The sequence below is a fragment of the Blautia aquisgranensis genome (genome assembly GCF_040096615.1).
In the GTDB taxonomy this organism is placed as follows: domain Bacteria; phylum Bacillota; class Clostridia; order Lachnospirales; family Lachnospiraceae; genus Blautia_A; species Blautia_A aquisgranensis.
In genome coordinates this window covers 1-12,833 of the sequence record NZ_JBBMEJ010000002.1, presented here as the reverse complement: position 1 = coordinate 12,833, position 12,833 = coordinate 1, and the positions used below count along the sequence as shown (strand labels likewise).

14 protein-coding genes and 1 riboswitch are annotated in these 12,833 nt (G+C 41.7%); of the genes, 6 read left to right on the top strand and 8 right to left on the bottom strand.

Features of this window, described 5'->3' with window-relative positions; genetic code table 11:
* The first annotated feature begins 169 nt into the window (after window positions 1-169).
* Window positions 170-943 (top strand): DeoR/GlpR family DNA-binding transcription regulator, encoded by a 774-nt coding sequence (locus WMO28_RS02050; RefSeq protein WP_349055917.1) that lies wholly within the window; start codon window positions 170-172, stop codon window positions 941-943.
* A gap of 184 nt (window positions 944-1,127) precedes the next feature.
* Here WMO28_RS02050 and WMO28_RS02045 read toward each other — a convergent pair whose 3' ends face one another.
* The 5 genes from WMO28_RS02045 to WMO28_RS02025 all read right to left on the bottom strand — a co-directional run bounded on the left by WMO28_RS02045 (window position 1,128) and on the right by WMO28_RS02025 (window position 3,160).
* Entirely contained in the window at window positions 1,128-1,562 is a 435-nt protein-coding gene (locus tag WMO28_RS02045; RefSeq protein WP_178641365.1) for an AzlC family ABC transporter permease, read from the bottom strand.
* Between the two features lie 8 nt (window positions 1,563-1,570).
* Entirely contained in the window at window positions 1,571-1,786 is a 216-nt protein-coding gene (locus WMO28_RS02040) for a hypothetical protein (RefSeq protein WP_178641362.1), read from the bottom strand.
* A gap of 14 nt (window positions 1,787-1,800) precedes the next feature.
* A complete protein-coding gene (locus tag WMO28_RS02035) occupies window positions 1,801-2,022 on the bottom strand; it encodes a hypothetical protein (protein ID WP_178641359.1) in 222 nt (73 codons plus the stop codon).
* A 66-nt stretch (window positions 2,023-2,088) separates the two neighbouring features.
* A complete protein-coding gene (locus WMO28_RS02030; protein WP_349055915.1) occupies window positions 2,089-2,535 on the bottom strand; it encodes an ATP-binding protein in 447 nt (148 codons plus the stop codon).
* Window positions 2,528-3,160 (bottom strand): transporter substrate-binding domain-containing protein, encoded by a 633-nt coding sequence (locus WMO28_RS02025; RefSeq protein WP_349056067.1) that lies wholly within the window; start codon window positions 3,158-3,160, stop codon window positions 2,528-2,530. Before WMO28_RS02025 ends, WMO28_RS02030 begins: the two co-directional genes overlap by 8 nt.
* Window positions 3,161-3,553: 393 nt before the next feature.
* Here WMO28_RS02025 and WMO28_RS02020 point away from each other — a divergent pair, with 393 nt between their 5' ends.
* Window positions 3,554-6,379: an HD domain-containing phosphohydrolase gene (locus tag WMO28_RS02020; protein WP_349055914.1), complete on the top strand. Its 2,826-nt coding sequence runs from the start codon at window positions 3,554-3,556 to the stop codon at window positions 6,377-6,379.
* Between the two features lie 90 nt (window positions 6,380-6,469).
* Here the strand turns inward: WMO28_RS02020 and WMO28_RS02015 are convergent, their stop codons facing one another.
* Entirely contained in the window at window positions 6,470-7,906 is a 1,437-nt protein-coding gene (locus tag WMO28_RS02015) for a diguanylate cyclase domain-containing protein (RefSeq protein WP_178641331.1), read from the bottom strand.
* Window positions 7,907-8,139: 233 nt separating this feature from the next.
* Window positions 8,140-8,215: riboswitch (cyclic di-GMP riboswitch) on the bottom strand.
* 298 nt (window positions 8,216-8,513) lie between these two features.
* Here WMO28_RS02015 and WMO28_RS17150 point away from each other — a divergent pair.
* The 4 genes from WMO28_RS17150 to WMO28_RS01995 are packed head-to-tail and all read left to right on the top strand — an operon-like array spanning window position 8,514 to window position 11,407.
* Complete coding sequence (locus WMO28_RS17150) at window positions 8,514-9,020, top strand: transporter substrate-binding domain-containing protein (protein WP_349055913.1); 507 nt, start codon at window positions 8,514-8,516, stop codon at window positions 9,018-9,020.
* Complete coding sequence (locus WMO28_RS17145; RefSeq protein WP_349055912.1) at window positions 8,977-9,363, top strand: transporter substrate-binding domain-containing protein; 387 nt, start codon at window positions 8,977-8,979, stop codon at window positions 9,361-9,363. The genes WMO28_RS17150 and WMO28_RS17145 overlap by 44 nt, the downstream gene beginning before the upstream one ends.
* The gene (locus tag WMO28_RS02000) at window positions 9,353-10,864 is read left to right on the top strand and encodes a sensor histidine kinase (RefSeq protein WP_349055911.1); all 1,512 of its coding nucleotides are present in this window, start codon (window positions 9,353-9,355) and stop codon (window positions 10,862-10,864) included. The genes WMO28_RS17145 and WMO28_RS02000 overlap by 11 nt, the downstream gene beginning before the upstream one ends.
* A gap of 30 nt (window positions 10,865-10,894) precedes the next feature.
* Window positions 10,895-11,407, top strand: coding sequence for an ATP-binding response regulator (locus WMO28_RS01995; RefSeq protein ID WP_349055910.1), 513 nt, complete (start codon window positions 10,895-10,897; stop codon window positions 11,405-11,407).
* 113 nt (window positions 11,408-11,520) lie between these two features.
* Here WMO28_RS01995 and WMO28_RS01990 read toward each other — a convergent pair whose 3' ends face one another.
* Entirely contained in the window at window positions 11,521-11,871 is a 351-nt protein-coding gene (locus WMO28_RS01990) for a hypothetical protein (RefSeq protein WP_349055909.1), read from the bottom strand.
* A 245-nt stretch (window positions 11,872-12,116) separates the two neighbouring features.
* Window positions 12,117-12,542: a GNAT family N-acetyltransferase gene (locus WMO28_RS01985; protein ID WP_349055908.1), complete on the bottom strand. Its 426-nt coding sequence runs from the start codon at window positions 12,540-12,542 to the stop codon at window positions 12,117-12,119.
* Window positions 12,543-12,833 lie beyond the last annotated feature (291 nt).

Below are 12,833 nucleotides of genomic sequence, written 5' to 3'. Positions count from 1 at the left end.
CACTGCTTATTGTTCTTCGCAACTCTGCAGGAAATTTACTTGCTCCGGTAAAGAAATCGGATTACATGGTCTTATTTTGTTGTAATTTAATCATAAATTCTTTCAATATATTTTGTATTATGATATAATATACTCATAATTTACTCATCAAGAAAGAAGGTATGCATTCATGAAATCACAGCGTCTTGACCAGATTGAAGACTATGTACTGGAGCATCGGAATGTCTCACTTGATACCCTGTGTGAGACATTCCATGTGTCAAAAAATACAATTCGAAGAGATATCGAGCTTCTTCTGAAGCGCAGCAGCATCGTCAAGGTTTACGGCGGTGTCGCTGCGCTTAAAGCAGCTCCGGAGTATCCGTTTCTGTCTTATAAAGAACACAACGAATCTTTTATCAGTGAAAAGCGGGAGCTCTGCCGCCAGGCGGCCAGCCTGGTAACAAATGGAGATATTATCTATATTGACAGCGATTCCACCTGTCTGGATCTGATTGATTTTCTTTCAGACAGCCGCTGCACGATCCTCGCCAACAGTCTCCTCATCCTCAACAAGGCAGTATCCTGCCCCAGCCTGGATGTTATCTCCGTTCCCGGAAAGCTGAACCGTGAGACGCTGACCTTTACAGGCCCTGATATCCAGAACTATCTGGAAGCTTACAATATTTCCACAGCCTTCATCTCCTGCACCGGCGTCACCATAAAAAACGGTCTTACCACCGCCAGCGCAGAAGAATACATTACAAAAAAAACAATCGCCGATCGCTCCGAAAAACTCGTTCTTCTTGCCGATCACTCCAGATTCGGCCGAGTTTCTCTGATGACCTGCGCTCCGCTGAAAGCTCTGGACACCCTCATCACAGACCAGAAGCTCCCCGAAGATTATCAAAACTTCTTTCAGGAGCAGAACATTCGCGTTATCACTCCAGAACAGTGTGTATAATTATTCATTATTTCACGAATAATTTGTTGTTATATTTCATCATAAATCGCCCATAATTTACTCAACGTTCATAAAAATATAGCAATTATCCCGAGAGAAAAGAAAGACATTTGTTCGCGCACAAAAGACAGTGTCATTGGGGACGGGGATAAATGGCTCATTGCCAGTGCCTCATTTCCAGCGGTTAAAGCCCCTCTATTTCTACACATAAAATTCCGCCTGTTTTTCCTGCCGGTGGCTTTTTTCCTTCCGGGAAGATAATGAACGGCAGAAAACGTGTCGTCATCGTTCCCAGAACCACCAGCGCAGGCTTATGATCCTCTGCCTCTTCCCACTGGTTAATAAACATAACTACAACCAACGCCGTCATAACGAATTCAATTCCCGTTGTGTTAAAATGGATCACGTATCCCAGGAGAGCTCCTGCTGTTGCTCCTGTTACCCAGTAAAACTGATTCAAGGCATTGACCCAGAACATGAACCAGCCCCTGTCCACGCCTTCCGGCGGATCTACTGTACAGTTGACTGTAAAAGATTCGTCGCACATTCCAAGAAAGAGAAAACCCGCGCAGATCGGAAGGGTATACGGAAAAGCTGCCTTAAATGCCTTTTTCTTCATACCTCACATTAGTTTCCTTTCTTTAGTTCATTTTTCTCATCCAGCATGACCATATCACCTTCATTAATATCCCGTTCATACAAAAGCCTGTCATCATGTCTCAGGCTCATCTCCCGTCCATTCTCGTCTTCCAGGATGACCACAGACATCAATGCCTCTCCAGGCTGTCTTTCCTCACATCCGAAGTCTATATCTTCTTCTATTCTCAGCACCTTATACAGCACAGCAGACGCTCCTCCTAAAGTTCTTCCATTATCACATCGCTGACTGCATCGTAAGCGTCCTCAAGGGCATCCAGTGCCTCTGTAAGCGTATCCATTTTTCTGCTGCCCGCATTCTCTTCTTCGTAAGCCTCAATCACTTCTGCCATAACATCTTTCAGCTCTTCCAGTGAATTGGCAATGTCCTGAAGCTTCTGTTCCTTGTCTTCTTTTGATGTAATATTCACAATCTTGCTCATATATCATCCTCCTGTTCTATATCATCCGCATTATTGTAGCATATACCTCTCCATAAAAAAAGAAGCTCAGATCTCTCCACCCATCTGGTCAATAATGCTCTTTACAATAGGAAATCCCAGCCCGGTCTCCATTTCTATTGCCTGTTCCCCTGCTCTCGCCTCCAGGATATCCAGAATATCATTGATCAACGGCAGTAAATATTCCGATGCCATCCGGATCTTTTTATGATATTTTTTTACCATTTCCGGATCATCCACATATCTGTCCGCAATATTAAGCATTCCAATAATTCCATTCATCGGTGTACGGATATCGTGCGACATTCGCGTAAGGAATTCACTCTTGATCTGATTGGCTTCCCGAAGTTCCTCGTTCTTCTTATGTATCCGTTTTGCGTGAAACAGCATGGAACATGCCACAGCCACAACAGCTGTCATCATAACAAACACAAGGATCACTTCAACCGGATGAACCCTCATATAGCTTCTCAGGGGAGTCTTATGTTCATGCATATTTCCATCTTCCAGAAAGGCTGTAAATATAATCATTAACCAGCCTTATAAACTGCAGATCACTGTCTCTTGCGATAGCAATGCAAACCACCTGCGTACCTCCCGAGATCAGGCTTGTAACCAGCGAACTGTAGCTGTCATAAATATAATCCTCCAGACCTTTCTGAACTACCACCCTTTTACGGCTGTTATTCTCGGAATCATGCACATATGCCAGATTGGATTCCATGATCGATTTGCTCCGCACAAAACCATTTTCTGCACAATATCTGGAAGTAAAGCTCATTCCTACCATAAAATCATAATGCTGCTTCTTAATCAGCTCTTCCGCTTCCTCGCTGTTTTCACAAAAAGTATATTCAAGCGTCACATCTGCCTTCTTCTCAAAATCCTCCAGAATACTGATGAGCATTCCTGCCGGCTTACCGTTTTTCTGGTAAACATACGGTGCATCATGATCTATACACAATACCTTAAGTGTATCCAAAGAAGCCAGATATTTTTTCTGCTTTTCCGTGGGTGCAAACGTATATCTTCCATTCCGGAAATACCGTTCAAAAAGCACATCCTGAAGACTTGGCTGCACCTTATCAAGAGTTTCGATCGCCTGCTCCAACTCATTCACCAACGCCGTATTTCCCGGTGCGGCCGCAAAATAATATTCCCTTGGTGAAAATTTCTCAATAACTCAGCTTATAATCGAATTTTTCAGCAGCGGCCCAAGCAGATCAACCTTTCCTGCTTCCAGGTCGTCCATGGCATCCTGGATATCTTTATTCTGATCTCCGCTGTTATAGGGCACATATTCTATCTTCCAGCCCGTATACTCAGATCACTTTTTCCGCACCTGATATATTTCTTCTTGCACATATGTTACAACTATCATCAGAATTTCTCAAGATTTTTTCTTTTTTCCCCAAATATAAAAGACAAACTCAGCCTTCCTCTGGTATAATATTTTTACAAAAATTACATATGCAGCACTTATGACACCGCCTCATTTCAAGGAGGGATTTACATGAGAGAAAAATTCTTCGCCCTTGGAAAAGGGAAACAATACTTCTTTTATATTCTGATGGTCGCCATTTTCGGCTGGTTTCTTTTCATGCAGTTCTTTGGTAAAAACGAACGTGCCATAGAGAATGCTCCCAATTCTGTTGTCTATACCGGAGCCTTCACATGGGAGAAGCCCGACGGAACCAGTGACGAGATCTCCGTCCCCGGCAGATATGACATTCCGAAAGGTGAGACTATGGTTCTTGTCTCACAGCTTCCGGACGATCTGAACGAATCCTCCATTGCGCTTCGCTCCTCTCTGCAGGATGTGAAGCTTTATGTAGACAATGATCTACGTGTCAGCTACAGCACAAAGGAGACACGCCTCGCAGGCAAAAATTCTGCCAGCCGGTACATATTCTGCCCTGTATCTTCTGACGACTCGGGCAAAGAACTCCGCATTGAACTGACAACCTACACTTCCAACTATTCCGGCGTAGTCAATACGGTTTACTGCGGTGACAAAACAGACATCTGGCTGTCAATCTTCAACGATCATGGCCTGGAAACTTTTATCGCGTTTTTTATTCTGTTCGCCGGTATTGTCACGATTCTGTTCAGCTTTGCCCTGGGAATCGTTTACCGGACAAATTTTGACATGGAATATCTCGGCTGGTGTATGGTCATGGGCTCTGTATGGATGATCGGGGAATCAAAAATGCGTCAGCTTCTGGTTTCCAACGCGTCATCCTTAAGTTCCTTATGTTTTGTCATGATCATGTTGAGTCCGATTCCTGTTGTACTTTACGCAGACAGTATCCAGAAGCACATTCATCATAAGCTGTATGCCTGCATCGGATGGATCGCGATCTTCAATTTCACAGTCTGTTCCGTTCTGGCAATTACGCGCAAAGCAGACTACATCGAAACGCTTCCTGCCGGTCAGATCATTCTGGCATGTACGCTTCTGATCGTGTTTATACAGCTTTTCCGCTACATGAAAACCACAAGCAATGGTGCGGATCACCTGCTGCTTCTAGGACTTATGTTTTCCATTCTGTGCATCTTGATCGAAGTAGTTTCCATGTATTTCGTAGTTTCTATCTCCGGTCTTTTTATAGGAATCGGAATGCTTGTCCTGCTTTTTGTCAACATTGTACGCACCATGAAAAAAATCCAGGATATCGAGCGCCTTCGCCGCCGGACTGAAATTGAAAAGAATAAAAAACAGACAGAAAAAATGTCTCTGCAAATGATGCAGACACTTTCCACAACAATCGAAGCAAAGAATGAATATACAAGAGGACACTCCTATCGTGTTGCCGAATATTCTGCTCTGATTGCCGAAGAACTTGGCTGGGCACCCGAAGAAGTACAGAATCTGAAGCATTCAGCCTATCTTCACGACATCGGTAAAATTGGTATTCCTGATTCAATCCTGAACAAACCTTCCCGGCTTACAGATGAGGAATACAGTCTCATCAAACGCCATACCGTGATAGGTGCTGAGATTCTTAAAGATGTTACTCTTATTCCTAATGTTATTGCAGTCACCAGAAGCCATCACGAACGCTACGATGGCAAAGGCTATCCTGACGGTCTTTCCGGTGAGAAAATTCCGATTCATGCCCGGATCGTGGCAATGGCAGACAGCTACGATGCCATGAATTCCAGGCGTATTTACCGAAATTCTCTTCCGCAAGATGTTATTTACGAAGAAATCCGCAAGAACCGCGGCCTGCAATTCGATCCGAAAATCACAGATATTTTCCTGAAGCTGATGGATGAAAATCGACTTCCTGTGTGGGATTCTGATTCCGCAGCTGCCGATTCCTATAATTTTCCAGATATGCAGCTTACTGTCAGCAAATTCATCTCTGACGTTGTAACCACCATAAAAGCTCAGGAAGATTCCAAAAATTATGACTTTCTTACAGGCCTTCCTATGCGAAACCTTGGCGAACGACTTACTGCAGAACTTATGCAGCAACACAACGGATGTCTGGTATTCCTTGATATGGACAACCTCAAAAAAATCAACGATATCTACGGCCATACTGCCGGTGACAGAGCACTCAAACTTCTTGGCAATATGCTCACCCACTATACCGAAAACGGAATTGCCTGCCGTCTTGGTGGTGATGAGTTCCTACTCTTTATGCCGGATGTTACTCACGATTCTGTTTCTGAAAAGCTTAAAAAGCTTTTCCAGGAATTCCATTCTCTTGTAAAAAATGACGTAGAAATCCAATGTGCAACAATTTCCGCAGGATTATGTATGTGTACCTCTGAAGATTCCTTTGAGGACTGCTATCTCAAAGCAGACAAGGCTCTGTACTACGTGAAACAAAATGGAAAAAACCAGTTCTTCTTCTATCAGCTGATAGAACGAAAAGACATATCCATTTCCAGCGTAGGCAAAGATCTTAATCTGATCGCAGATTCACTCCGTCAGAGTGGCAGCTATCATGGTGCACTTGATCTGAATTACCGTGATTTTGCCCGACACTATGAATATCTCAGTCAGCTTATGATCCGCAGTCAATGCCACTGCTATCTTGTAATGGTTACTATGACAACTGCCTCAGGTACATTGCCTGATATTGAAGCGATCGAACAGGCTCTGGAATATATGGAACAGTCAATCCGCCAGAAAATCCGGCGGGTAGATATCTGTACGCGTTACAGTTCCATGCAGTATCTCATTATATTATTTGAGCCTATTGAAACAAAAATTCCAAATATTATGGAACGTATTTTCCTTCAATATTATCGCCTGTGCACAGATCATGATTTTCGTCCAACTTATGAATACATATCCATGAGCGAAAAGGCTCCAAAGCAGTAATCTTGAGGATACTTTTTCAGATACAGAAAAAGCCGGAAGGCGAATGTTTCACGTGAAACAATTTCACCTTCCGGCTCTTTTATTCTGCTCTTACCGTTTTCTTCTTTCTTTTCCGGAGCAAGTATAATATTTCTCTTTTGCCTGATACATTCTGATATCTGCTTCTCTGGAGATTTCCTCAAGCGATCTCCATTCTTTTTCCTTCGAATATACATATCCGCTTGATATCGTAATAGAATTCACCAGTTCTCCCTTCCAGTCACTTACCGTTTTTTCAAACGTTTCCCGAATTTCCTTCAGCTTATCCTCATTTACAAAAATAATGCTTACAAATTCATCTCCGCCGGTCCGGTAAACCTTTCCATATTTTCCGAAACACTGCCGCATACATTCTGCCGCTCCCTGAATCAGTTCGTCCCCGGCTGCATGTCCCTGCGTATCATTCACACATTTCATCCCATTTACATCCATCGCTGCGTAAACAAACTCGGATCTTATGGACATTTTTTTAATATCCTTTTCATAAACTCTTCGATTCAGGCACTGAGTAAGCTCATCTATATTAGATTTTACCACTTTCACAAACATGTAAATAATCCAGACTGCCGCCAGAAGAAGATATACACCAACGATCACCAGCGCGATCATATTCATCTCACGATTCATTTCTGTTGAACAGACAACACCCACTGCATAGTCTCCTACTATCCGGAAGGTGCATCGGTACTTCACGCCATCGGTCCAGTTTACCTCTGTAAACAACGTATCTTCGTCATCACCCTGTTTAATGATTCCAAGATCATCCAGTTTTTTCCCTATTTCCGAAGAATCTGTCGCTCCGTATATCTCACCAGTTTTCTTTTCTGCCACATATATGCGGATTCCCTCATATGCCGGCATATTATCAATGAGCGCCGGTATCTCATTCTGCTTCAGTTCTTTCATCAGACGCACCGGTTTAATACCAACCTGAACCATATATGAGCCTGTTTCATCCCAGGTCATTGCATACATCATCTCTTTACCCTCCGATGTATTCGGCGTAATGTCCTGGCACATGGTAAGCTTCTTGTCTGTCAGCATTGGTTTAAAATAAGATATCTGTTCTCCAGAGTCAAAGCTGAATCCATAATATCTTGGTATTGTTCCGCCATATATAGTTCCCGTCGAATCAAAAAGATGAATTTCATCTACATCCATCAGCTTTGCGATTTTTTTCAGCTCAGAGGCTCTTTCACCCGCCTCCGGCTTTGCATTGAGAATATAGGCAACCGCCTTCGCACGGATAATATAATCGCTTTTCAGATCTTCGACCATATCTTTCTCCGATTCCTCATTCTTCTCGATCACGTTGACAACACGATCCAGCAAAACCTCTGATGTTTTCGAAATATTACGGTTATTGATCATATTAAGGATCTCCGTTTGAATCAACAATGCCACAAGAATAATCCCAACTGCAAGAAGAATAACTTTAACGACCCTGTTCAGTTTTCTTTTTTTATTATATTTTCCTTTCTTTCGCATCTCTGCTCCCTGCCAGCCTGTGTTCTTCCATATTATAGCATCACATATAACAAAGGAATTCCTGTTATGGATTTCCATGCTTAATGTAATACTTTCCTGAAGTGCTATATTCAGTTAAGCTACTGTAAGCAAAAAATACATGCACTATGGTAGTATCTCTTTTTTACTATAGTGCATGCTCGTATTATAAACTCAGTCAGTGAAATCTTCTCTCTCTAAATATCCACTTAACATTCTGCAACTGGCTGCCATTTTACAGGCCCTATAGCTTTGCGTCGCAATCTTTCGACTGCTTTGCCTTTTATTCTCTATTTTTCAAAGACTATTATAGCTCATTGTAACCTGTCTTTTCAATAAAAGTTTACATTGTTCACAAAAGAGACCCAGAAAAAGACAATTCCCTTAACTGTTCCCGGTCTGCCTCCGGCACCAGTTAACCCTCTCAGTCACAGTGATATTAATTTCCTGCTTCAATAGACGTTCGCATTATTCACAAAAAATCTCGCTATAATCATTTACTGTTCAGCAATATTCCCCCACACCTCTCCCACAACTCCTTGTGAATATAGGCAATTAAGGTTATAATCAAACAAAGGCGTCATCAATTATGTTAAAAAAGCCAAAAGCAACAAAACACATGTTTCACTATAAATTTCTGATCGTATCCTGCAGTGTCTGCCTGCTGCCCCCTCTCTTAAGCGGCTGCGGCACATCTTCCGCCGATATCTCCCAGGAAACCAGCAAACTTCCGGTTATCACGATCGGCTGTGATACCTACTCTCCGTTCTCCTATCTGGATGTAGACGGAAATATCACAGGCATCGACGTCGAACTCGCTGATGAAGCATTCGGAAGAATGGGATATCAGCCCGAATTTCAGATCATCAACTGGGAAGAAAAGAAAGACCTGGTAGATACCGGTGCGATTGATTGTATCTGGAGTTCTTTCACCATGGATGGCTGTGAAACCGAGTATAACTGGGCAGGTCCATATATGCAGAGCCACCAGGTAGTCGCAGTCAATCCTGACAGCGATATCCATACCTTATCCGATCTCAAAGACAAAATCAGTGCAGTCCACCACAAAACCGGAAGATATCATTCGTTCTCATAACGGTACCCTGCCTGAATTAAAAAAAGTGAGCTCTGTTCAGAAAAGAGAGCTTATCTTTATCCTGACCAGCAAAGACTATGTGGATGCCCTGGCAGCCCATGATACCTCCGTTGAGCAGTTTATGTCCGAAAGCGGTCTGAACTTCCGCATTCTGGACGAACCACTCCTTACAGTAGGACTTGGAGTTGCTTTCAGTGTAAATGATACCCGCGGTATTGATAAGGAGCTTTCAGAAACTCTGGATGAAATGCGTAAAGACGGAACAATCAGAAGAATCATAGAAAAGTACTTATCTGATCCGGACAGGTATCTGAATGACAAGGGTGACAATTATGAAAAATAAAAAAATCAATTTCTGGAAACATCATATCTTGATAGAAATATTTGTCAGTCTGGTCATTCTGACAATCGTATCTTTTATTGCCATCTCCGCAGATCTTAACGCTGCTGAGAAAAAACTAAATACAACTGTTGAATATCTGAAAGACTCCGCAGATAACTGTTATCTTAACGGCATTGCACTTTTAAATACAGACGGAAAAATCCTGGCCGATTACAACTCAACCAGTGTAGCTACTTCGGATATTCTGGCAGAGATTGATACCCCTTCTCTTCTGGATGTAGCCCGTTTTAAAGAAAAACATTATTCTATCCGTATTCCTTTTGACAATAGATCGCACATTGATGTTGCAGCCATAAGTCGTTCCGATCAGCCGGGAATTATCGTAGGATTCTTCCAGACTTCTGCTGAATATGCCCACACCTTTAACAACGGCATTATCTCCCTTGTTAACGGTTTTGTACCGGAATACGATGGCACGATCATTATCAGCTCCGGAAATCAGATCATTGCTTCAAACAACAATTCTCTGATCGGTACCAGCACAAATGATCTTCCTATTACGAAACGTATCATGAAGGATTCTACAGGTAAAAATCTTATCCATACCCAGGATGCGGAGAATTCTTTCCAACGTTTTTTCGGTCTGATGGAAAAAAGCCAGAATTATTACATCTACGCATACCTTCCGGAACGCAGCGTATTTACTTCCACACCTGCGACCCTGCTGTTTACTCTTTTTATCTGTGTAATCGTTATCGCACTTCTTCATCTGTTGAAGTGGCATACAGAACGTACTTCCCAGCAGGCACAGCTTCGTATGAAGGAGGAATATACCAGACATCTGGAAAACAAGAATCGACAGCTTGAACATGCTGTTCTTCAGACCAAACAGGCTAATGAAACCAAAAGCAGATTTCTTTCCAGTATGAGTCATGATATCCGAACACCGCTGAATGGAATCATCGGTTTCCTGAAAATTGACGAAGCTAATTTTGATGATCTGGATGTTCTCCGCTCAAATCATGAAAAGATCATGATTTCTGCAAATCATCTGCTCTCTCTTATTAATGATGTTCTGCAAATGAGCAAACTGGATGACGATGCCGTACACCTGGCACATAAAAAAACAAATCTCAGCCAACTGACGATCGAGATTGTTACCATCATAAAACAGCATGCAGATGAAAACGGTCTCCAATGGAACTTTGACAGAGAAGCTTCCAGCTCACCGATTTCATATCCATATGTTTACGGAAGTCCGCTGCATCTTCGTCAGATTTTCCTGAATATATATGGAAACTGCATTAAATACAATAAGCCTAATGGTTCTATCACTACAAAGATTCATTCGCTCGGCTATAAAGACGGTATTGTCACGTATCAGTGGATCATTTCCGATACCGGTATTGGAATGAGTGAAGAATTCCTGCAGCATATTTTTGAACCGTTTTCGCAGGAAAATTCGGATGCAAGAACCAATTATAACGGCGTTGGGCTTTGAATGTCTATCGTCCGCTCTCTGATTGAAAAAATGAACGGTACACTAGAAGTAAAAAGTCAGAAAGATGTTGGTTCCACATTTATCATCACTCTTCCTTTTGAGGTTGCCGAAGAGCCCGATACTCCGCTTTCTGTCTCTTCTGAGTCTGCCAGTATTCACGATCTGCATCTGCTTATGGCAGAAGATAACGAGATCAACGCTGAAATCGCCAAAACGCTTCTTACCGAACGGGATGCAACTGTAGTTGTTGTTCCAAATGGGCTGCAGGCTGTACAGGCATTTAAACGCAGCAAGCCCGGTTATTACGATGCGATTCTTATGGATATCATGATGCCTGTGATGGATGGAATTACCGCAGCCAGAGAGATCCGCAGTCTGGATCACCCTGATACAAAAACGATTCCAATCCTCGCCGTGACCGCCAACGCCTTCCAAGAAGACGCTCAGAAATGTATTGATGCCTGCATGAATATGCACTTCGCAAAGCCATTGAATATGGACGATGTGGTCGCGGCACTTTCTCGACTGTGTAAGAAACATTAACCAGATAGTTTCTCTTCCATCTGCGCAAAAAAACCCCCTGCCTGTTACCTTTTGGTAACTACGGCAAGGGATTTTTTATAATAATGTTTCACGTGAAACATTATTTTTATATCTTATTTATCCTTCACAACCACAAATCCAACGAAATAAAACACTGCTGCCACGATCATGGCATTTACAGCTGCGATTCCCGCCGGAATAAGGTTTGCTGCTATCGCTCCCACTACAACACCTGCCAGGTTAAACCAGTTTACAGACTGTAATGGTACAGGTAATGCCGCAATCATCTTTTTTGTTCCATCTGATTCCTCATTGAATCTTAATTCATAAATCTTTCCATCAATCATACATTGTGTATAAAGCTCATGATTTTCTTCATCATACCGATATCCTGTCATATCGATATCAACATCGTTAAGCGCCCGAATGATTCTTGCACGATATGTCTCATCCTTTGAAAGCATAATCTGCCTATCTGCAATTGGATTCGCATAATTTCTAATAACGCATGACTCAAACCACCTTTGAACTTCTACAATTACAGGTATATCATAATTGATTGCCAAAAAAGATAAATATGGCATTTTGGGATTTACTGATCGATTTATACTTCCTCTGCAATGGTCTTTCCAATGCCCTGCGCGCCTCCCGTCACAATCACTACTTTATTTTTAAACTCCATATAAAATTCTCCCCAAAAATCCGCTTTCTATTTCTGTTGCCACAACATTGTGTATTCTTTTTCACCAGTAGCTTCATCTAATCCTTCAGATTGAATATCGAACCCTTCTCTTTGATAAAAAGAGAGGGCTCTGGCATTCTTCTGGTATACGTTTAATCGTAATCTAACTTTTTTATTCTTGATATAGTCTAATAAAAGTTTACCTATACCACATGACTGCATTTCATCAGAAACAAAAATCCCTTCAATGTATTCGTTACTTAGTCCTACAAATCCATGAATCATTTTATCATCTTCATACACATAGACTTCCGCTTGTAACATCATTTCTTTCACTAATTCATAATTACTTGTCCAATATTGCTCAGGAATAAAATAATGTGCTTTTAAATTAGTCTTTAACCATATATCGGCAACTCTATTAATATCTATGTTCTGCATCTTTCTGATCATAACGATTATTCTCCATCAACTCCCGATTTCAGAGCTTCATTTCTAATACCGATTTTACCGTACTTTTTAGGAAGATAAGCGGGAATCCTCGGTAATTCAATTGCCGAGATGAAAGCGTAAACTGTGCATATCTGCACATTATAAGTAAAATATATTTATTTTTTTACTAAAAAATGCTGTATCCAGCTTTATTAAAAAAGAAAATATGTTCGATATTTTATTGTGATATTCTTAATACTATGCTATACTATATGTATGAAGGAGAATCTTATACATTACCGCACTTGTGTG